General features: G+C 52.0%; 18 protein-coding genes, 2 tRNA genes and 1 other RNA gene. 9 read left to right on the forward strand and 12 right to left on the reverse strand.

From position 1 onward, the window contains the following. Positions 1-83 precede the first annotated feature (83 nt). Entirely contained in the window at positions 84-1,544 is a 1,461-nt protein-coding gene (cls, locus tag BFV67_RS12485; RefSeq protein ID WP_008502791.1) for a cardiolipin synthase, read from the forward strand. Between the two features lie 33 nt (positions 1,545-1,577). Continuing rightward, the gene (locus tag BFV67_RS12490; RefSeq protein WP_006810881.1) at positions 1,578-1,907 is read left to right on the forward strand and encodes an HI1450 family dsDNA-mimic protein; all 330 of its coding nucleotides are present in this window, start codon (positions 1,578-1,580) and stop codon (positions 1,905-1,907) included. A gap of 31 nt (positions 1,908-1,938) precedes the next feature. Here the strand turns inward: BFV67_RS12490 and BFV67_RS12495 are convergent, their stop codons facing one another. The 7 genes from BFV67_RS12495 to BFV67_RS12525 form a co-directional block, all read right to left on the reverse strand. Further along, positions 1,939-2,808 carry an ion transporter gene (locus tag BFV67_RS12495; RefSeq protein ID WP_008502790.1) on the reverse strand — a complete coding sequence of 290 codons (870 nt, stop codon included), beginning with the start codon at positions 2,806-2,808 and terminating at the stop codon, positions 1,939-1,941. Positions 2,809-2,822: 14 nt separating this feature from the next. After that, positions 2,823-3,827: a murein tripeptide/oligopeptide ABC transporter ATP-binding protein OppF gene (gene oppF, locus BFV67_RS12500; RefSeq protein ID WP_008502789.1), complete on the reverse strand. Its 1,005-nt coding sequence runs from the start codon at positions 3,825-3,827 to the stop codon at positions 2,823-2,825. Then, a complete protein-coding gene (gene oppD, locus BFV67_RS12505) occupies positions 3,824-4,837 on the reverse strand; it encodes an ABC transporter ATP-binding protein (RefSeq protein WP_023292231.1) in 1,014 nt (337 codons plus the stop codon). The genes oppF and oppD overlap by 4 nt, the downstream gene beginning before the upstream one ends. Before the next feature lie 11 nt (positions 4,838-4,848). Beyond that, on the reverse strand, positions 4,849-5,757 hold the full coding sequence (gene oppC, locus BFV67_RS12510) for an oligopeptide ABC transporter permease OppC (RefSeq protein WP_008502787.1): 909 nt from the start codon (positions 5,755-5,757) through the stop codon (positions 4,849-4,851). 12 nt (positions 5,758-5,769) lie between these two features. Then, positions 5,770-6,690, reverse strand: coding sequence for an oligopeptide ABC transporter permease OppB (gene oppB, locus BFV67_RS12515; protein WP_069598455.1), 921 nt, complete (start codon positions 6,688-6,690; stop codon positions 5,770-5,772). 84 nt (positions 6,691-6,774) lie between these two features. Continuing rightward, positions 6,775-8,406 carry an oligopeptide ABC transporter substrate-binding protein OppA gene (oppA, locus tag BFV67_RS12520; RefSeq protein ID WP_008502785.1) on the reverse strand — a complete coding sequence of 544 codons (1,632 nt, stop codon included), beginning with the start codon at positions 8,404-8,406 and terminating at the stop codon, positions 6,775-6,777. 771 nt (positions 8,407-9,177) lie between these two features. Then, positions 9,178-9,825: a YchE family NAAT transporter gene (locus BFV67_RS12525; protein WP_008502784.1), complete on the reverse strand. Its 648-nt coding sequence runs from the start codon at positions 9,823-9,825 to the stop codon at positions 9,178-9,180. A gap of 478 nt (positions 9,826-10,303) precedes the next feature. On the opposite strand from BFV67_RS12525, the gene adhE reads away from it, so the two are divergent. Then, positions 10,304-12,982, forward strand: a complete 2,679-nt coding sequence (gene adhE / locus BFV67_RS12530; RefSeq protein WP_008502783.1) for a bifunctional acetaldehyde-CoA/alcohol dehydrogenase — start codon at positions 10,304-10,306, stop codon at positions 12,980-12,982. A 68-nt stretch (positions 12,983-13,050) separates the two neighbouring features. Here adhE and tdk read toward each other — a convergent pair whose 3' ends face one another. After that, positions 13,051-13,665, reverse strand: coding sequence for a thymidine kinase (tdk, locus tag BFV67_RS12535; RefSeq protein ID WP_069598456.1), 615 nt, complete (start codon positions 13,663-13,665; stop codon positions 13,051-13,053). A 549-nt stretch (positions 13,666-14,214) separates the two neighbouring features. Here tdk and hns point away from each other — a divergent pair. Then, positions 14,215-14,628: a histone-like nucleoid-structuring protein H-NS gene (gene hns, locus BFV67_RS12540; RefSeq protein WP_008502781.1), complete on the forward strand. Its 414-nt coding sequence runs from the start codon at positions 14,215-14,217 to the stop codon at positions 14,626-14,628. A gap of 201 nt (positions 14,629-14,829) precedes the next feature. Here the strand turns inward: hns and galU are convergent, their stop codons facing one another. The 3 genes from galU to rssA form a co-directional block, all read right to left on the reverse strand. Further along, positions 14,830-15,738 (reverse strand): UTP--glucose-1-phosphate uridylyltransferase GalU, encoded by a 909-nt coding sequence (galU, locus tag BFV67_RS12545; RefSeq protein ID WP_008502780.1) that lies wholly within the window; start codon positions 15,736-15,738, stop codon positions 14,830-14,832. Positions 15,739-15,938: 200 nt separating this feature from the next. Then, entirely contained in the window at positions 15,939-16,952 is a 1,014-nt protein-coding gene (rssB, locus tag BFV67_RS12550) for a two-component system response regulator RssB (protein ID WP_069598457.1), read from the reverse strand. 91 nt (positions 16,953-17,043) lie between these two features. Beyond that, a complete protein-coding gene (rssA, locus tag BFV67_RS12555) occupies positions 17,044-17,946 on the reverse strand; it encodes a patatin-like phospholipase RssA (protein ID WP_032674974.1) in 903 nt (300 codons plus the stop codon). A 115-nt stretch (positions 17,947-18,061) separates the two neighbouring features. Here rssA and BFV67_RS12560 point away from each other — a divergent pair, with 115 nt between their 5' ends. From BFV67_RS12560 to BFV67_RS12580, 5 genes are all read left to right on the forward strand, one after another. Beyond that, positions 18,062-18,520 (forward strand): YchJ family protein, encoded by a 459-nt coding sequence (locus BFV67_RS12560; RefSeq protein WP_032623056.1) that lies wholly within the window; start codon positions 18,062-18,064, stop codon positions 18,518-18,520. A gap of 46 nt (positions 18,521-18,566) precedes the next feature. Continuing rightward, positions 18,567-19,409 (forward strand): formyltetrahydrofolate deformylase, encoded by an 843-nt coding sequence (gene purU / locus BFV67_RS12565; protein ID WP_021240336.1) that lies wholly within the window; start codon positions 18,567-18,569, stop codon positions 19,407-19,409. 158 nt (positions 19,410-19,567) lie between these two features. Next, positions 19,568-19,652, forward strand: a tRNA-Tyr gene (locus BFV67_RS12570). A 35-nt stretch (positions 19,653-19,687) separates the two neighbouring features. Next, positions 19,688-19,772, forward strand: a tRNA-Tyr gene (locus BFV67_RS12575). 45 nt (positions 19,773-19,817) lie between these two features. Continuing rightward, a non-coding RNA gene (locus tag BFV67_RS12580) (RtT sRNA) lies at positions 19,818-19,948 on the forward strand. Positions 19,949-20,007: 59 nt separating this feature from the next. Here BFV67_RS12580 and BFV67_RS12585 read toward each other — a convergent pair. After that, entirely contained in the window at positions 20,008-20,451 is a 444-nt protein-coding gene (locus tag BFV67_RS12585) for an Lrp/AsnC family transcriptional regulator (protein ID WP_021240337.1), read from the reverse strand. Positions 20,452-20,486 lie beyond the last annotated feature (35 nt).

The following is a 20,486-nucleotide window of genomic DNA, read 5'->3' on the forward strand; positions in this document are numbered from 1 at the left end:
CTTTTACCTGGCGTTTTTATTTGCCAGATGAATCCTGATGCGTACACTCATAACAATACGCTTTCAAAAGGATTTTTTTACCTATGACAACCTTCTACACCGTGGTGAGTTGGCTGGTCATTTTGGGATACTGGCTGTTAATCGCGGGTGTGACGTTACGCATCCTGATGAAGCGCAGAGCCGTACCCTCTGCCATGGCCTGGCTTCTGATCATCTACATCCTGCCGCTGGTGGGAATTATCGCCTATCTCTCTTTCGGTGAGCTTCATCTCGGTAAACGCCGCGCCGAGCGGGCCCGCGCCATGTGGCCCTCCACCGCGAAGTGGCTAAACGACCTTAAAGCCTGCAAGCATATCTTTGCCGAGGAGAACAGCAGCGTCGCCTCGTCACTGTTTAAGCTGTGCGAGCGCCGTCAGGGGATTGGCGGCGTTAAGGGTAATCAGCTCCAGCTGCTAACCTCGTCCGACGACGTTATGCAGGCGTTAATCCGCGATATCCAGCTGGCGCGTCATAATATCGAGATGGTTTTCTATATCTGGCAGCCCGGCGGGATGGCTGACCAGGTCGCGGAATCTCTGATGGCCGCGGCGCGACGCGGCATTCACTGCCGTCTGATGCTTGACTCTGCGGGCAGCGTGGCATTTTTCCGCAGTCCCTGGGCAGGGATGATGCGCAATGCCGGTATCGAAGTGGTCGAGGCGCTGAAGGTTAACCTCCTGCGCGTGTTTCTGCGCCGGATGGACCTTCGTCAGCACCGTAAAATGATCATGATCGATAACTATATTGCCTACACCGGCAGCATGAACATGGTTGACCCGCGCTTCTTTAAACAGGACTCGGGCGTGGGTCAGTGGGTGGATTTGATGGCGCGCATGGAGGGGCCGATTGCCACCTCGATGGGCATCGTCTACTCCTGCGACTGGGAGATAGAGACCGGCAAACGCATCCTGCCGCCACCGCCGGACGGCAATATTATGCCGTTTGAAGAGGCCAGCGGTCACACTATTCATACCATTGCTTCCGGCCCGGGCTTCCCGGAGGATTTGATTCATCAGGCGCTGCTGACGGCGACCTACTCGGCGCGTGAATATCTGATCATGACGACGCCCTACTTTGTTCCCAGCGATGACCTCCTGCACGCGATCTGTACCGCGGCGCAGCGCGGCGTGGATGTGAGCATTATTTTGCCGCGCAAAAATGACTCCCTTCTGGTGGGCTGGGCCAGCCGGGCATTCTTTAGCGAACTGCTGGCCGCAGGGGTGAAGATCTACCAGTTCGAAGGCGGACTGCTCCATACCAAGAGCGTGCTTGTCGACGGCGAGTTAAGCCTGGTGGGAACGGTGAACCTGGATATGCGCAGCCTGTGGCTTAACTTTGAAATCACGCTGGTTATTGATGATGCCGGCTTTGGCGGCGATCTCGCGGCGGTGCAGGATGATTATATCTCTCGCTCCCGCCTGCTGGATGCCAGACTGTGGGTAAAACGTCCGCTGTGGCAGAGAATTGCCGAACGACTGTTTTACTTCTTTAGTCCGTTGCTGTAAAACGTGCCCAACGATGTTAAACAGGTAGTCATCATGGAAATGGATCTGAACAATCGCCTGACCGAAGACGAAACGCTCGAGCAGGCCTATGACATTTTTCTCGAACTGGCGGTTGATAACCTCGATCCCGCAGACGTGATCCTCTTTAATCTGCAGTTCGAAGAGCGCGGCGGTGCCGAACTGTTCGACCCTTCAGAAGACTGGGCTGAGCATGTGGATTTCGACCTGAACCCTGACTTCTTCGCCGAAGTGGTGATCGGGCTGGCCGATGAAGACGGTGGCGAAATTAATGATATCTTCGCTCGCGTCCTGCTCTGCCGTGAGAAAGACCACAAGCTGTGCCATATTCTCTGGCGCGAATAATAAAAAAGGCTGCGATTGCAGCCTTTTTTATTTACTCCGGCAACGGATTCCCACAGCGGTGACAATAACGCGCGTTGAGTTCATGTTCCCCCTGATGACATCGCGGACATTTGCGCTGCTGCTTCCGGCTCTGAAATGCGCTACTCATGTGCGTGGTAATCAGCCCGGTCGGAATGGCAATGACCGAATAGCCAATCAAAATAAGCACTGAGGCCACAATTCGCCCCAGCGGCGTATGGGGCGTGATATCCCCGTACCCCACGGTCGTTACGGTCACGATCGCCCAGTAGACGGACGCATTGAGCGTCGTAAAGCCATATTTCGGCCCCTCAATCAGATACATCAGTGCGCCAAAAACAATCATGACAATGGCAATAAACGAATAGAACAGAATAAGCTGATGACGGGCGCTGACGATTGCGCTCCAGAATATGCGCAGTGAGGGCATAAAGCGCAGTAATTTCAGAATACGTAATACGCGAATAACGCGCATCGCTCGCCAGGCAAAGACATAGCTCAGGCTGATTTCCGGCCACAGCCACATGACGTAGAGCGGCAGAATGGTGGCTAAATCGATAAATCCCCAGAAGCTGAAAACATATCGGGCCGGGTTAGGCCAGGCAATCACTCGGAGGAGATATTCAGCGGTAAACACCAGGGTAATCGCCAGCTCAAGCCAGACAAAGACATGCCATTCGTCAAACGTCAGGTGGTATTGCGTCCCGGCACCCGATTCAATAAAGATGATAACCACGCTGAGGAGCGCAAATAAACCACAAAGACCCTCGAAGCGCCGTCCGGATACCGTTTCAGGATCGAATAAAACATGATAAAGCCGCCGACGGGCTGACGTGAATAAACGCGACACAGTGACCTCGCAAAAAATAAGGGCTGACATCATGTCAGCCCTTGCGATTATAACGGGTCTACTTTCAGGCAGGAAACCGCATGTCGGAAACTGCCTTCTAGAACCGGCCGCGTTTTCGCACATTCCGGCCCGGCCATAGGGCAGCGCGTGCGGAAGACACAGCCCGACGGCGGGTTAATCGGTGAAGGCAATTCCCCTTCCAGAAGCTGGATGGTCTTATTCTTTTCCAGATCGGGATCGGGGATCGGCACTGCCGACATCAGCGCTTTGGTGTAAGGGTGCAGCGGATTGTGGTACACCTCGTCATAGGTGCCCAGCTCCACGGCGTGCCCCAGATACATCACCAGCACGCGGTCAGAGATGTGTTTCACCACGGCCAGGTCATGCGCGATGAAGATCAGCGACAGCCCCATTTCGCGCTGCAGCTTCTGCAGCAGGTTAACCACCTGCGCCTGAATGGAGACGTCGAGCGCGGAAACCGGCTCATCACAGATAATCAGCTTCGGTTCGAGGATCAGGGCGCGTGCAATACCAATACGCTGACACTGACCGCCGGAGAACTCGTGAGGATAGCGGTTGATGAGGTTAGGCAACAGCCCGACTTTCAGCATCATCGCCTTAACGCGATCGCGCACTTCCTGGCGAGACATCTTCGGATGATAGGTCCGCAGCGGCTCGGCAATAATCTCACCGATGGTCATACGCGGGTTTAATGACGCCAGCGGATCCTGGAAAATCATCTGGATATCGCTGCGCACGTCGCGCCACTCGTCGGGCTTCATGCCCAGCAGATCTTTACCCAGCCAGGCCACTTTGCCGTCGGTGGCTTTTACCAGACCGATAATGGCGCGCGCAAAGGTCGATTTACCGCAGCCGGACTCGCCCACCACGCCCAGGGTTTCCCCTTCATACAGGCGCAGCGTGACGCCGTCCACCGCTTTCAGGGTCTTCGACGGCTGCCAGAACCACTGTTTGCCGTCCTTGATGTCGAAATGCACTTTAAGGTCAGCAATTTCGAGCAGTACATTGCGTTTTTCATCTAATGCGTTCATACCAGCTCCTCCTGCGGCTTAAAGCAGGCGCGCAGACGGCCTGGTGCAAACTCTTCCAGCGGCGGTGCGCTATTGCAGATTTCCATCGCGTGCGGACAGCGCGGCTGGAACGGACAGCCTTTCGGCAGGCGCAGCAGGTTTGGCGGGTTGCCCGGAATGGTCAGCAGGGATTCCCCTTCCGCATCGAGACGCGGCACCGCGTTCAGCAGGCCGATCGAGTAAGGATGGGCTGGCTGATAGAACACCTCACGCGCTTTGCCGTATTCCATGGTACGACCGGCATACATCACCAGCACTTTGTCACAGATGCCCGCCACCACGCCCAGGTCGTGGGTGATCATGATAATCGCCGTGTTGAACTCACGCTTCAGCTCGTTCAGCAGGGTCATGATTTGCGCCTGAACGGTAACGTCCAGCGCGGTGGTCGGTTCGTCGGCAATCAGCAGTTTTGGCCGGCACAGCAGCGCCATCGCAATCATCACGCGCTGACGCATACCGCCGGAGAACTCGTGCGGGAACATGCGCATACGCTTGCGCGCTTCCGGCATTTTCACCGCATCGAGCATTTTGACCGACTCTTCAAAGGCTTCGGCTTTGCCCAGACCTTTATGCAGCATCAGCACTTCCATCAGCTGCTCACCGACGCGCATGTACGGGTTCAGCGAGGTCATCGGATCCTGGAAAATCATCGAGATCTGCTCTGCGCGCAGCTTGTTCAGCTCGTGCTCCGGCAGGTTGAGGATTTCACGACCGTTGAATTTCGCGGAACCGCCAATCACACCGTTAGCGGCCAGCAGGCCCATTAACGCAAAGGCGGTCTGGGATTTACCGGAACCGGATTCCCCCACGATACCGAGCGTTTCACCCGCGCGCAGGTTGAAGTTGAGATCGTTCACGGCGGTCACATCCCCGTCCGGGGTCTTAAAGGTGACGCGAAGATCTTTTACGTCCAGCAGAAGGTCGCTCCGCTGCTGCGCCTGTGGCGCGGTTGCCGTTTCAATCATTGTCATGACGGCGCTCCTTAACGGTCTTTCGGGTCGAGGGCATCACGCAGGCCATCGCCGATAAAGTTAAAACAAAACAGGGTAACGACCAGGAAACCCGCCGGGTATAACAGCAGCCACGGTGATACTTCCATTGAGTTTGCACCATCACTCAGCAGCGCGCCCCAGCTGCTCAGCGGCTCTTGCGTACCCAGACCGAGGAAGCTCAGGAAGGATTCAAACAGGATCATGCTTGGCACCAGCAGTGAGGCATAGACCACCACCACGCCCAGCACGTTAGGAACGATATGGCGAACCACGATATTCCCGGTAGAGACACCGCCGACCTGCGCGGCTTCGATAAACTCTTTGCGTTTGAGGCTCAGCGTCTGGCCGCGAACAATACGCGCCATATCCAGCCAGGACACCATCCCGATGGCCACGAAGATCAGCAGGATATTCTGACCAAAGAAGGTCACCAGCAGGATGACGAAGAACATAAACGGGAAGGAGTTCAGGATTTCCAGCAGACGCATCATCACCGAGTCCACTTTGCCGCCAAGATAGCCGGACAGTGAGCCGTAGAGCGTCCCCACGATCACCGCCACCAGCGCGGCAGCAATCCCGACCATCAGCGAGATACGCCCACCGATAGCGACGCGCACCAGCAGGTCACGTCCGGAGGAGTCCGTACCAAAATAGTGGCCAGACTCCATATCCGGCGCGCTGGACATCATGCCCCAGTCGGTGTCGAAATAGGTAAATTGCGACAGCATCGGTGCAAGGGTCACAAACAGCGCGATGATTACCAGAACCACAAGACTCGCCACCGCCGCGCGGTTGTGCATAAAGCGACGACGCGCGTCCTGCCAGAGGCTACGACCTTCCACTTCCAGTTTTTCACTGAAGTTTTCCAGCGCCTCGCTGTTTTTCTTACTCAACATCATGGCGTGCTCCAGTTAGTAACGGATTTTCGGGTCGATGACGGCATACAGCACATCGACGATAGCGTTAAAGAGAATGGTCAGCGCACCGACGAGAATGGTCAGGCTCAGTACCAGCGAATAGTCGCGGTTAAGCGCGCCGTTAACAAACAGCTGGCCAATGCCCGGCAGGCCGTAAATGGTTTCGATAACCATCGAGCCGGTGATGATCCCGACGAATGCTGGTCCCATGTAGGAGAGTACGGGCAACAGCGCCGGTTTGAGCGCGTGGCGGAAGATAATCCGACGCATCGGCAGCCCTTTCGCGCGCGCGGTACGAATGAAGTTCGAGTGCAGCACTTCGATCATTGAACCACGGGTGATACGCGCGATACTGGCGATGTACGCCAGGGATAATGCCACCATCGGCAAAATCATGAACTTAAATGCCCCGCCGTTCCAGCCGCCGCCAGGCAGCCACTTCAGCGTAATGGCAAATATCATCACCAGTAATGGCGCGACAACGAAGCTGGGTATGACTACCCCGGTCATTGCCACCCCCATTACGGCATAATCCCATTTGGTATTTTGTCTGAGCGCGGCGATGACGCCTGCGGTGACCCCGAAAACAATGGCCAGAATGAATGCCGCTGCACCCAATTTCGCCGAAACCGGGAAGCTGGACGCCACCAGGTCGTTAACGGAATAGTCTTTATATTTAAATGACGGTCCAAAATCACCGTGGGCCAGCTGCTTCAGGTAATTGAAGTACTGGGTAGAGATAGGATCGTTTAAGTGGTATTTCGCTTCGATATTCGCCATCACTTCTGGCGGCAGCGTACGCTCACCGGTAAATGGACTTCCCGGCGCAAGGCGCATCATGAAGAAGGAAATCGTGATGAGAATAAATAGCGTTGGAATCGCTTCAAGACAGCGACGTAGGATAAATTTCAACATTGCCCGTACCTTCTGGCGTGTGCCTATATAATGTGACGTTGGTTAGACACCGTGGGGCGAGCACGCCCGCCCCACTCATTGCCATTAATGCTTGATAATATACAAGTTTTTAACGTAGATATTATCCATCGGGTCTTTACCGGTGTACCCACCTACCCACGGTTTCACCAGACGGGCGTTAACGTAGTAGTAAACCGGAACGATCGCGGAATCTTTATCCAGCTGCTGCTCAGCTTTAGAGTACAGTTCAGTACGCTGTGCTTCGTCAGTGGTTTTCAGCGTGTCGGCAATCAGCTTGTCAAACGCCGGGCTCTTATAGTGCGCGGTGTTGTTTGAGCTGTCGCTCAGCATGGTGTTCAGGAAGGAGGTCGGTTCGTTATAGTCCGCACACCAGCCGGCACGCGCCACGTCAAAGGTGCCCTGATGACGGCTGTCGAGGAAGGTCTTCCACTCCTGGTTCTCCAGCTTCACGTTCGCGCCCAGGTTCTTTTTCCAGATCGAGGCGACGGCGATAGCCAGTTTTTTGTGCAGATCGGACGTGTTGTACAACAGGCTGAAGGTCAGCGGCTTATCGGCGGTATAGCCCGCTTCGGCCAGCAGTTTCTTCGCTTCTGCGTTACGCTGTTCCTGCGTCTGTTTGAACCAGTCTGGCTCGGTCAGTTTTGCGCCATCGGTGTAAGGAGGGGTATAGCTGTATGCCGGCAGATCGCCCTGGTTTTTCACTTTGTTCACGATGATATCGCGATCCAGTGCCAGCTTCAGCGCAGTACGAACACGTACGTCGGTGAACGGTGCTTTCTGGTTGTTGATTTCATAGTAGTAGGTGCACAGGTACGGGTCGACGTGAACTTCTTTCGGGATCTCTTTCTTCAGCTTCTGGAACAGTTCAATCGGCATGTTGTTATAGGTCATGTCGATTTCTCCGCTGCGGTAGCGGTTGACGTCAGTCACTTCGGAAGAAATTGGCAGGTAGGTCACCTGATTAATCACGGTTTTAGCGTTGTCCCAGTATTGCGGGTTACGCTCAAGCACCATACGCTCGTTGACCACCCAGTCTTTCAGCTTATAGGCGCCGTTGGTCACGATATTGGCAGGCTGGGTCCATTTTTCACCAAATTTTTCCACGGCGGATTTTGGTACCGGGGAGACGGACGGGTGAACCAGCAGCTTATAGAAGTACGGAACAGGTTCGCTCAACGTGACTTCGAAGGTATTGGCATCGATCGCTTTAACGCCCAGATCGGTGATCGGTTTTTTGCCCGCGATGATGTCATCAATATTGGCAATATGGCCATATTGCAGGTAGCTCGCATACGGAGAGGCGGTCGTTGGATTCGCCAGACGCTGCCAGCTATAAACGAAATCTTCAGCCGTGACCGGCGTACCGTCGGACCATTTCGCATCTTTACGCAGATGGAAGGTCCAGACTTTGAAATCTTTGTTTTCCCATTTTTCTGCCACGCCCGGTGCCGGGTGGCCGTCTACGTCAGTGACCAGCAGGCCTTCGAACAGGTCGCGGTTAACGTTAGACTCAGGAACACCTTCAATTTTGTGCGGGTCAAGAGACTGAACTTCCGCACCGTTGTTACGCACCAGCGTCTGCTTCTCCGCCAGCTGAACACCTGCAGGAACGTCCGCAGCCATTGCAGCGTTTCCCGCGATTAGCGCAGTTAAAATCCCCGCCGCTACCAGATTTTTTTTTGTGATGATGGACATTGTGTTGATACTCCACTCATTATAATGACTGGCCTTCGCCAGCTGTGTAATCCCCTGTTGGGGCCTGTACAGCGCAGGAGTTTTTTTTGCTGCTGTCAGGTTCTTCTTTTACTGCTTGCTATCACCGACTTTTTTATTACTGACCGCTCGTATGGCAGTCTTGCGTCGATTCTTTACAGGCCTCCCCTGTTTGAGACCTGTTCTGGATATCCGAGATGAGAACCATATGAAAATAATTCTCATCTGATTGTTTTATGCTGCAAAATATTAGGCCGGAAAGTATCAAATGGCGTAATCGTGCGCCAATACATTTTGCAAATTTGTTAAGCAATTCTCTTTTACGGTGAGTACCGTATCGTTGAGGGCAGCCCTGCCGGACATCGAACATCACTATAAAGACATGATATTCAATAGGATAGAGAAAATTTTCTCTACAAGCGCGTCGCTGCGCTATCATCGTGTGATTTTGTACAAAAATTTAACAACTGGTTATTATTTAGCACATTCATCTAGGGGAATGTTGAAATTACTAATATCATTTCGGTTATCTCTCAGCAAGCCCCAGAGTATCATGTGAGTAAAATAACAGAGCGATCGAAGATTTTCTGCGCAGGCGGGGTAAGGCGGAATTAATAACCTATTGAAATACAAGAAATGAACATTATTAGTAGAATTTATTATGATATGTGAGCATTTCAACTTTAGTTATATGATTTGCTGATAATCACGTAAAAAAAACGGAGCCGTCGCTCCGTTCTTTCATATGAAGTATTAATGCAATAATCCGGGGAAAATGCTTTTAATACCCGTGACGATGAATTCGATCCCTAACGCCATCAGCAACAGGCCCATGATACGCGTAATGACGTTGATGCCCGTCTGACCCAGCAAGCGCACCAGCCAGGGTGCCATGCGGAACACGCCCCAACAGCAGAGCGCAAAAATGGCAATAGCCACGGAAAAACCAATCAGGTGCATCAGGCTATGATAACGCGTGCCCCAGACAATGGTTGAACTGATGGCCCCAGGACCGGCCATGAGCGGTAAGGCCAGCGGCACCACGCCAATGCTTTCGCGGATGGCGGTTTCTGACTTCTCTTGTTTATTCTGCTTATCCTCGCCAAGCTTACCGCTGATCATGGACATGGCGATGGTCACCACCAGGATCCCACCTGCAATGCGGAAAGAATCTATCGAAATCCCGAAAAGCTGGAGAATCGTGTCGCCGAGAAAAAGAGAGGTGAGCAATATGATCGCCACCGACAGGTTAGCGGTGAGGTTGGTCTTATTCCTGGCCGCCGCTGTCTGGTAACTCGTCATACTAATGAAGACAGGAATGATCCCCACCGGGTTGACCAGGGCAAACAAACCAATAAAAAATTTAAAATACGTTGGAAAATCAAAGAGCGTTTGGATCACGTTTTGCTCCGCTTATACACATGCCCTGGACTGACAATTTGTCGTGAGAAATCGCGCTGAAGATACCCTTTTTATCAGCATACTTCACTTGAAATCTGTACCAAAACGTTATCATTTCAGGATGTTAAACATTTGTATAATCAATGATAGCGCCGCTTCCAATACTTACGTAATTATTTAACACTGGAAAAATCAGCACGAAATAACCCTGCTGAAAGGTATCAGCTTAGGGGAAAATTGACGCAGATCATGATTTTCGTACTCAGAAGTGAGTAATCTTGGTTACATCCCCAGGGAGGCCACCTGCCAAAAAGGGATGATGCTAAGGTAAGGCTCTTTTAGTAAATTAGTGTGCTGGTGTACAAAGTAACTCTTTGTTTTATTTTGTGTTACGCAAGTGCTATCGGCTCTGTCTATACTGTGTGACGTATCGAGCGCTGGTTTACTAAAAGAGTTTAAACATTATCAGGAGAGCATTATGGCTGTTACTAATATCGCTGAACTGAACGCCCTCGTCGAGCGCGTGAAAAAAGCCCAGCGTGAATATGCCAATTTCACCCAAGAACAGGTTGATAAAATCTTCCGCGCGGCCGCACTGGCTGCTGCAGATGCTCGAATCCCTCTCGCTAAAATGGCCGTTGCCGAATCCGGCATGGGTATCGTTGAAGATAAAGTGATCAAAAACCACTTTGCTTCAGAGTATATCTACAACGCCTATAAAGATGAGAAAACCTGTGGCGTGCTGTCTGAAGACGACACCTTCGGTACTATCACCATCGCTGAACCTATCGGCATTATCTGCGGTATCGTTCCGACCACTAACCCAACGTCTACCGCTATCTTCAAATCACTGATTAGCCTGAAGACCCGTAACGCAATCATCTTCTCTCCACACCCACGTGCGAAAGACGCGACCAACAAAGCTGCAGATATCGTCCTGCAGGCCGCTATCGCTGCGGGTGCACCAAAAGACCTGATTGGCTGGATCGACCAACCTTCTGTTGAGCTGTCCAACGCGCTGATGCATCACCCGGACATTAACCTGATTCTGGCGACCGGTGGTCCAGGCATGGTTAAAGCTGCATACAGCTCCGGTAAACCGGCTATCGGTGTGGGCGCGGGTAACACCCCTGTTGTTATCGACGAAACTGCTGACATCAAACGTGCTGTCGCGTCTGTACTGATGTCTAAAACCTTCGATAACGGTGTAATCTGTGCATCTGAACAGTCTGTTGTAGTTGTGGATTCCGTATATGACGCGGTTCGCGAACGTTTCGCCAGCCACGGCGGCTACCTGCTGCAGGGCAAAGAGCTGAAAGCGGTTCAGGACATCATCCTGAAAAATGGCGCGCTGAACGCCGCTATCGTGGGTCAGCCAGCCTACAAAATTGCTGAACTCGCAGGCTTTACCGTTCCGGCAACCACCAAAATCCTGATCGGTGAAGTGAAAGTTGTTGACGAAAGCGAGCCGTTCGCACACGAAAAACTGTCTCCTACGCTTGCCATGTACCGTGCGAAAGATTTCGAAGAGGCGGTAGAGAAAGCGGAGAAGCTGGTTGCCATGGGCGGTATCGGTCACACCTCTTGTCTGTACACTGACCAGGATAACCAGCCAGAGCGTGTTGCTCACTTCGGTCAGATGATGAAAACCGCACGTATCCTGATCAACACCCCTGCTTCTCAGGGTGGTATCGGTGACCTGTACAACTTTAAACTCGCACCTTCCCTGACTCTGGGTTGTGGTTCCTGGGGTGGTAACTCCATCTCTGAAAACGTTGGTCCAAAACACCTGATCAACAAGAAAACCGTTGCTAAGCGAGCTGAAAACATGTTGTGGCACAAACTTCCGAAATCTATCTACTTCCGCCGTGGCTCTCTGCCAATCGCGCTGGATGAAGTGATTACTGATGGCCACAAACGTGCGCTCATCGTGACTGACCGTTTCCTGTTCAACAACGGCTACGCTGACCAGATCACCTCTGTGCTGAAAGCGGCTGGCGTCGAAACTGAAGTGTTCTTCGAAGTTGAAGCTGACCCAACCCTGAGCGTGGTACGTAAAGGTGCTGAACTGGCTAACTCCTTCAAACCAGATGTGATTATCGCACTGGGTGGTGGTTCCCCAATGGACGCCGCGAAAATCATGTGGGTGATGTACGAGCATCCAGAAACTCACTTCGAAGAACTGGCGCTGCGCTTTATGGATATCCGTAAACGTATCTACAAGTTCCCGAAAATGGGCGTAAAAGCGAAAATGATCGCGGTCACCACCACTTCCGGTACCGGTTCAGAAGTCACGCCATTCGCGGTAGTAACAGACGATGCAACCGGTCAGAAATACCCACTGGCTGACTATGCGCTGACGCCAGACATGGCTATCGTTGATGCGAACCTGGTTATGGAGATGCCGAAGTCACTGTGTGCATTCGGTGGTCTGGATGCGGTAACTCACGCCCTGGAAGCCTACGTTTCTGTACTGGCATCTGAGTTCTCTGACGGTCAGGCTCTGCAGGCTCTGAAACTGCTGAAAGAAAACCTGCCAGCGTCCTACAACGAAGGGTCTAAAAACCCTGTAGCACGTGAACGTGTCCACAGTGCCGCAACCATCGCCGGTATCGCGTTTGCCAACGCCTTCCTGGGTGTTTGCCACTCAATGGCGCACAAACTGGGCTCACAGTTCCACATTCCTCACGGTCTGGCGAACGCCCTGTTGATCAGCAACGTTATCCGTTATAACGCTAACGACAACCCAACCAAGCAGACTGCTTTCAGCCAGTACGACCGCCCACAAGCACGTCGTCGCTATGCTGAAATCGCTGACCACCTTGGTCTGAGCGCACCGGGTGACCGTACTGCTGCCAAGATTGAGAAACTGCTGGCATGGCTGGAAAGCCTGAAAGCTGAACTGGGTATTCCTAAGTCAATCCGTGAAGCGGGCGTACAGGAAGCTGACTTCCTTGCTCACGTAGATAAGCTGTCTGAAGATGCATTCGATGACCAGTGTACTGGTGCTAACCCGCGCTACCCACTGATCTCCGAGCTGAAACAGATTCTGCTGGATACCTACTACGGTCGTGAGTTCAAAGAAGGTGACGTTGCCGCTGTGAAAACAGAAGCCTCTGTCATCAAAGCTGACAAGAAAGCGAAGAAAAGCGCTTAATTGACATCAGCAGATGAAAAACCCGCCTTTATGGCGGGTTTTTTTATGTCTGAATAATAAGCCAGACGTTATTTTCTGTTGTCGTGCTGAATCGCCGTCAGCGAGCCTATAGACAGCGCTTCTTTATAATGCTTACGGCAGACCGAAACATAGCGTTCATTGCCGCCTATCACCACCTGCTCACCATCTGCATAAGGTTTTCCGGCCTGGTCAAGACGAAGTACCATACTGGCTTTACGACCGCAGAAGCAGATCGTTTTCAGTTCGACAAGTTTATCCGACCAGGCGAGCAAATACTGGCTCCCTTCAAAAAGCTCGCCGCGGAAATCCGTGCGCAGGCCATAACACAGCACGGGGATATCAAGCTCATCGACTACCTCTGACAGGGCATGGACCTGTTCACGCGTCAGAAACTGGCTCTCATCGACCAGGACACAATGAATGGGCTGCGCAGCATGTTCTGCACGAATGTCTTCAAACAGATCGGTTTTCGGGTTAAACAGCCTTGCAGGCGACGAGAGCCCTATTCTGGAGCTCACCTTCCCCGCGCCAAAGCGATCGTCAATTTCCGCCGTATAAACAACGGTACGCATCCCTCGCTCCTGATAATTGTACGAGGATTGCAGCAGCGCGGTGGATTTCCCGGCATTCATTGCCGAATAGTAGAAATAAAGTTGTGCCATTGGCCGTAAAACCCTAATCAATGTGTAATATTCCCGATGAGTCATTGTACCATATTTTGTCTGGTCATCAGCGATGCAGCGCACAGAGGATGCAGTTCAGTACGGCGTTCAGTACCGTCTGTTTAACAAAATAACCCGTTAAAACATGAAGTAAACGCATTCAGCCAGGCGACGAAGTTATAAGTTAAGCCAAACATAACACTTCTTTTTATAGTGGAATCCGTGTCCTTTAAGATTCACTATTTATTAACTATTTCAGGCTTAGCACCAGGGGTGAGAACTAATACAAAAGGCTGATATTTCTCCGCCGCAACTATAATTCCTGCGGGAAATGTCACAAAAAAAAGATGCAGGCGGCCTGTTTTAGCATGCTCAGATGATAACAACCGAGACTGCTGGGTGGCGGAATTTAAGTTAGCGTAATTAATAATAGCGGCAATATTTAGTATTTTTTGAATTCCTTACATTCCTGGCTATTGCACAACTGAATTTATGGCTCTATTATTAGGTCAACAAACCACCCCCCATTATAAGTTTGAGATTACTACAATGAGCGAAGCACTTAAAATTCTGAACAACATCCGTACTCTTCGTGCGCAGGCAAGAGAATGCACCCTCGAAACGCTTGAAGAAATGCTGGAAAAATTAGAAGTTGTAGTTAATGAACGCCGTGAAGAAGAAAGCGCTGCTGCGGCTGAAATCGAAGAACGTACTCGTAAACTGCAGCAATATCGTGAAATGCTGATTGCTGATGGTATCGATCCAAATGAATTGCTGAACAGCATGGCTGCCGCTAAAACCGGTACTAAAGCAAAGCGTGCTGCCCGTCCTGCTAAATATAGCTACGTTGATGAGAACGGCGAAACTAAAACCTGGACTGGCCAGGGTCGTACTCCTGCTGTTATCAAGAAAGCGATGGATGAGCAAGGTAAACAGCTGGACGACTTCCTGATCAAGGATTAATCGAGCCTTATTCAGAAAAATCCCGCTTATTGCGGGATTTTTTTTAACCTAAATTTGTCGCAAACATCCTCTTACACTCTGTCATAAAGCATTATTTAGCAATTTCATCGACTGTACTTTAAGACAGGTTTTCGGGAGTGTTACGGGCATAAAAAAACCGGTGGGCAACGCCTCACCGGTTTGAACATTTGCAGCGGTGGCTTATTTCTTAATACCTACGCTCTCTTTGAGCCAGGTTTTAAATTCTTCGCCGAGGGTATTGTGGCGGATACCATATTCAACAAACGCCTGCATATAACCGAGCTTATTACCGCAGTCATGGCTCTTACCTTTCATATGGTAGGCCTCAACGGTCTCTTTCTCGATCAGCATATCGATGGCATCCGTCAGCTGGATCTCATCACCCGCTCCTGGAGGCGTTTTCGCCAGCAGAGGCCAGATTTCAGCACTCAGGACATAGCGACCTACAACAGCAAGGTTTGAAGGCGCTACGTCGGCTTTAGGCTTCTCTACGACGCCAACCATTGGCACACTCTCACCCGGCTCAAGGTTAACGCCTTTGCAGTCAACTACACCGTATGCCGTTACGTCTTCAACAGGCTCAACCATAATCTGGCTGCTGCCGGTTTCGTCGAAACGCTTGATCATTTCAGCCAGGTTATCCTGAGAAAGATCGGATTCGTATTCGTCCAGAATAACGTCAGGCAGAATTACCGCTACAGGCTCATCACCCACGACCGGGTGTGCGCACATAACAGCGTGGCCCAGACCTTTCGCCAGCCCCTGACGAACCTGCATAATGGTGACGTGTGGAGGGCAAATAGACTGAACTTCTTCTAACAGCTGACGCTTAACGCGCTTTTCCAGCATGGCTTCAAGTTCAAAGCTTGTATCGAAATGGTTTTCGATAGAGTTTTTAGATGAATGCGTAACCAGCACAATTTCAGTGATGCCGGCTGCGATACATTCATTCACGACATACTGGATTAATGGCTTATCAACCAGAGGCAGCATCTCTTTAGGAATCGCCTTGGTTGCTGGTAACATCCTGGTCCCCAATCCCGCTACCGGGATAACGGCCTTTCTGACTTTCGAATTTAGGGCAGCCATTCAAATTCTCCTGAGCTGTTCAAGTTTTGAACTTTTATGCAATAAATAACGCGTTGAGTATATCAGCCTCGCCCCGCAGTCCGGGTCTGAAAAGAACGCGTTGCCGATCAATTAGGATAAATACGCATGAAACCGGGCAGCGATAGTAGCACTCCCCGCAAAACACAGGTAAAGCAATCTTAAAATGACGATCCAATTGCTTATTCCGTGGACAACATTAAGCGTAGCCGCCCCCCGACGCCCCAAATTTGGCACTGCCAGGAGGAACAGCGGTGGCTAATTTGATTAAGATACGCCGTTCCCAACGTCCCAAGCGGTACACCGTTACTCACCTGAATATGGTGTTCACCGGTATTCAGTGATGCATTGAGACCGGCTGAAACGAGGATCAGATTTTTTAAACCGCTGTGGTAATAGCCGACCAATAGCGGAAACTGTCCAGGCAAATTGGCCTGACGAAAAAGCTGGTTTACCTGTTTGAGTAAACTGCCTAACTCCGGCAACCGTTGTCCCTGATGGGATAACTGTTCCTGCAACAAACCATTAAATAGCGCACGAAGAAGCAACGCCGCTAATACACCGTTATCCCCCGCCCGGGTGACATCCAGGGAATAAAACGCAAGGTCGGAATCTGACAGTGGCGCAATATCCAGCACCAGCCCTAGCTGGTCAGCGGCCACCAGCTGCCGATAATTTACGCGACAGTGGGAAATAGTTTGCTGGACGGGCGGCTGGAGCTCTTGCAACAGTTTCGCCGCAGCAGGCGGATTACTCACCAGAGCGTCCCAGTCCTGGAAAAGACGTTCCTCTTCCTCTACCCGGGAATTAAACATATTCGGATAAAGGCACGCTAAGACCGTTTCTCGCAGCCGGTTCAAATCTTTAACCGGTTTAAGCAGAATATCCTGTACCCCTAGACGTAATGCTTTTGCGATATCCGCCATGTTTTCGGTGGCAGAGATGACCAGAATCGGCGTCTGATTGCCTTCGTTACGCAGATGCTCAACCAGCTTCAGTCCATTCATGCGCGGCATCGCAATGTCGCAAATCATCAAATCGGGCGTAATGCTGATCATTTTTTCCAGGGCGTCGATGCCATCTTCAGCCAGTGACGTCATTGCGCCCAGCGAGGATAACCACGAATCCAGTAGCGATCGGAAAACGGGCTCGTCTTCAACAATCAAAATGTGTTTTCCGGCCAATGGCTGCGTCATGGTTCCTCCCCTGGCTGACAGTAACTAAATAGTGGCATGCGATCGGCACTATCGCCTGTCAGATTTTGCTGAAGTAGTCAAAAAAAGGTGCTTAACGTGCGGTTTGCACAAAAGGCAACAATTCGTCCATTTTCTTTTCGACGGCTAACGAGCCCGCTGCGATGGCGGCCTCAGCCCGATGGAAATCAAGAGTAGAGATTTGCGGACAGTACGGCTGAATAAGAATATCCGGAGGATCGCCTGCCATACGGTTACGTTTAAGGCGATTCTCGAGTACCTGAATTGACGTGGTCATGATTTCTATCGCCGTCGGCGCAGCAACCGAACGACGTGCGGTCATACGCCCGATTCTTCCGCGCAGGCGCGCGTGCCAAGCCAGTTTCTCGCCCTCAGCATCTTCGCTCTGGAGGTTGACCGGCATGAGATCCTGTTGCATCAGGTGGGCGTCGTGCTGCAGGTCGACGGCAATCACGATGTCAGCACCCATTGCACGCGTCAGAGAGATGGGAACCGGGTTAACGACGCCACCATCGACAAGCCAGTAACCGTTGTGTGGGACAGGCGCCATGAGTCCCGGCATACTGCAGGAGGCACGCACGGCAAGATGGATATCCCCTTCGGTTAGCCAGAGTTCGCGACCTGTACTGAGGTTCGTCGCGACGGCGCCGAAAGGCATCTGACAATCAGTGAAGTCTTCGAGGGGCATAACCTGGCGGAACTGGTTAAAGACGCGTTCGCCGCGCAGCAGTCCACCACGCTGCCAGGAGAGGTCCATCAGACGCAGCACATCCCAGTAGCTGAAGGAGCGCACCCACGTCTCGAGCTCCGGTAGCTTTCCGCACGCGTAAGCGGAGCCGACAAGCGATCCGATTGAGCACCCTGCAACAATATCGACGGTAATGCCCATCTGATTTAAGGCATTAATCACGCCGATGTGTGACCATCCCCGGGCGGCACCTGAACCCAGCGCCAGCCCAATTTTAACCTTTCTCATTAGTCCTGTTTTACGTCCCCTGGATTCCTGACATGGCATCAACGCAACGCCTCAGTTAACATAGTGCTACCCGAAGCGTTTTACGCCTTTATTTTTTTGTTCCAGGAAGAGAATCGTGTCTCAACTCTGCCCTTGTGGTAGCGCTCTGGAGTATAGCCTATGTTGCCAGCGATATCTTTCTGGCGATCAGGTTGCACCAGACCCGTCACACCTTATGCGTTCACGGTACACTGCTTTTGTGATCAAAGACGCAGACTACCTTATTAAAACCTGGCATCCATCCTGCCACGCAGCCGATTTCAAACAGGACATCGAAGCCGGGTTTGCGAACACGCAGTGGCTCGGCCTCACCGTCTATGAATCCTCTCCAGGCAGTCATGAAGATGAAGGTTACGTCAGCTTTGTTGCCCGTTTTACCGAGAACGCTAAGCCTGGCGCCATTATCGAGCGTTCCCGGTTCTTAAAGGAACGCGGGCAATGGTATTATATTGACGGAACGCGTCCACAGTTTGGTCGTAACGATCCCTGCCCGTGTGGTTCAGGTAAAAAATTTAAAAAGTGTTGCGGGCAGTAATGCCTGACAACCCAGACTTCGCAAATACAAACAGGATTTCCCGGCGATGCAATCATTACAACGTAAAGTTCTGCGCACCATCTGTCCCGATCAAAAAGGGCTGATCGCACGAATTACCAACATTTGCTACAAGCATGAACTGAATATCGTGCAGAACAACGAGTTCGTTGACCACCGTACCGGCCGCTTCTTCATGCGTACCGAACTGGAAGGTATTTTCAACGACACCACCCTGCTGGCCGATCTGGACAGCGCGCTTCCGGAAGGCTCCGTGCGCGAGCTGACCCCTGCGGGCCGACGCCGCATCGTGATCCTGGTGACTAAAGAAGCACATTGCCTGGGTGACCTGCTGATGAAAGCCAACTACGGCGGTCTGGATGTCGAAATTGCGGCAGTTATTGGCAACCATGAGACGTTGCGCTCGCTGGTCGAGCGCTTTGATATTCCGTTCGAGCTGGTTAGCCATGAAGGCCATACGCGTGAAGAACACGACGACCTGATGGCGCAGGCCATTGAAGCGCATAACCCGGACTACGTGGTGCTGGCGAAATACATGCGCGTGTTAACGCCGTCTTTCGTGGCGCGTTTCCCGAACAAGATCATCAACATCCACCACTCGTTCCTGCCGGCCTTTATTGGTGCGCGTCCATACCACCAGGCGTACGAGCGCGGCGTGAAGATCATCGGCGCGACAGCCCACTACGTGAATGACAATCTGGACGAAGGTCCCATCATCATGCAGGACGTGATTCATGTGGATCACACTTACACCGCTGAGGACATGATGCGTGCAGGGCGTGACGTTGAGAAGAATGTGTTAAGCCGCGCGCTGTATCAGGTACTGGCCCAGCGTGTCTTCGTTTACGGCAACAGAACCATCATTCTTTAATCTTTCGGAAAATGAATTGATTAGCTTTGCGCCTTTACGGATAAAAAGCAGGCAAACAACTTCATTTCCCTAAAGGAAAGCTTTACAGGGGCGTCTCATTTGATATGATGCGCCCCGCTTCCAGCAGGAAGCAGGCCAGTAAAAAAGCATTACCCCGTGGTGGGGTTCCCGAGCGGCCAAAGGGAGCAGACTGTAAATCTGCCGTCATCGACTTCGAAGGTTCGAATCCTTCCCCCACCACCATCTCTCAGCACGACCTCAAAATTTGAATTACCCCTGGTGGGGTTCCCGAGCGGCCAAAGGGAGCAGACTGTAAATCTGCCGTCATCGACTTCGAAGGTTCGAATCCTTCCCCCACCACCATCACTTTCAAATAACTCCAAATCTTCTGTTCGCACCGGGCATCATGCATTTCCGTAACGGGGAAGGAAGAGAAGCTTCGACTAAGGTTCGATTCGAGCGCAGCGAGAAAGCGTTGCCGAAGGCAACGACCCGAAGGGCGAGGCGCAACGCGCCGGGTCATCCTTCCCCAACATAAAAAAACCAAGTCCGCCCTTGTAGGCCGGGTAAGGCGCAGCCGCCACCCGGCGACAGAAACCTACATCGGAGGCAAGCGACGCCTGACCGGCGAACTCTTCACAATCGACGTATTACACTGAGCATGCTCTGCCAGACCGTCCAGCAGCGCATCCAGTTGTTCTATCGATCGCACCACCAGCCTAATCACAAAGCAATCTTCCCCGGTGACTTTGTCGCTCTCAATACACTCCGGCATCGCCTGAATATACTTATCCACCTTATGCAACAGCCCTGGCAACGGCCGTACGCGCACCAGCGCCTGCAGCGTATACCCCAGCGCCGCCAGATTCACCCGCGCCCCATACCCCTGAATCACACCGCGCTCTTCCAGCCGCTTCAGGCGTTCTGCCGTACTGGGGGACGTCAGACCGATGCGGCCGCTGAGCACCTTCAACGACATGCGCGCATCCTCAACCAGGCAGGCTAAAATTTGTCGGTCGATATCATCGATAAGGCATTCCATTCTTTTCACCTAATTTTAAAAAGCCATTTACCTTT

The sequence above is a fragment of the Enterobacter roggenkampii genome (genome assembly GCF_001729805.1).
GTDB lineage: Bacteria > Pseudomonadota > Gammaproteobacteria > Enterobacterales > Enterobacteriaceae > Enterobacter > Enterobacter roggenkampii.

Excerpts from the sequence above, each read along its gene's own strand:
- cls (WP_008502791.1), top strand. The coding sequence starts at position 84 with ATGACAACCTTCTACACCGTGGTGAGTTGGCTGGTCATTTTGGGATAC.
- BFV67_RS12490 (WP_006810881.1), top strand. The coding sequence starts at position 1,578 with ATGGAAATGGATCTGAACAATCGCCTGACCGAAGACGAAACGCTCGAG.
- BFV67_RS12495 (WP_008502790.1), bottom strand. The coding sequence starts at position 2,808 with ATGATGTCAGCCCTTATTTTTTGCGAGGTCACTGTGTCGCGTTTATTC.
- oppF (WP_008502789.1), bottom strand. The coding sequence starts at position 3,827 with ATGAACGCATTAGATGAAAAACGCAATGTACTGCTCGAAATTGCTGAC.
- oppD (WP_023292231.1), bottom strand. The coding sequence starts at position 4,837 with ATGACAATGATTGAAACGGCAACCGCGCCACAGGCGCAGCAGCGGAGC.
- oppC (WP_008502787.1), bottom strand. The coding sequence starts at position 5,757 with ATGATGTTGAGTAAGAAAAACAGCGAGGCGCTGGAAAACTTCAGTGAA.
- oppB (WP_069598455.1), bottom strand. The coding sequence starts at position 6,690 with ATGTTGAAATTTATCCTACGTCGCTGTCTTGAAGCGATTCCAACGCTA.
- oppA (WP_008502785.1), bottom strand. The coding sequence starts at position 8,406 with ATGTCCATCATCACAAAAAAAAATCTGGTAGCGGCGGGGATTTTAACT.
- adhE (WP_008502783.1), top strand. The coding sequence starts at position 10,304 with ATGGCTGTTACTAATATCGCTGAACTGAACGCCCTCGTCGAGCGCGTG.
- tdk (WP_069598456.1), bottom strand. The coding sequence starts at position 13,665 with ATGGCACAACTTTATTTCTACTATTCGGCAATGAATGCCGGGAAATCC.
- hns (WP_008502781.1), top strand. The coding sequence starts at position 14,215 with ATGAGCGAAGCACTTAAAATTCTGAACAACATCCGTACTCTTCGTGCG.
- galU (WP_008502780.1), bottom strand. The coding sequence starts at position 15,738 with ATGGCTGCCCTAAATTCGAAAGTCAGAAAGGCCGTTATCCCGGTAGCG.
- rssB (WP_069598457.1), bottom strand. The coding sequence starts at position 16,952 with ATGACGCAGCCATTGGCCGGAAAACACATTTTGATTGTTGAAGACGAG.
- rssA (WP_032674974.1), bottom strand. The coding sequence starts at position 17,946 with ATGAGAAAGGTTAAAATTGGGCTGGCGCTGGGTTCAGGTGCCGCCCGG.
- purU (WP_021240336.1), top strand. The coding sequence starts at position 18,567 with ATGCAATCATTACAACGTAAAGTTCTGCGCACCATCTGTCCCGATCAA.
- BFV67_RS12585 (WP_021240337.1), bottom strand. The coding sequence starts at position 20,451 with ATGGAATGCCTTATCGATGATATCGACCGACAAATTTTAGCCTGCCTG.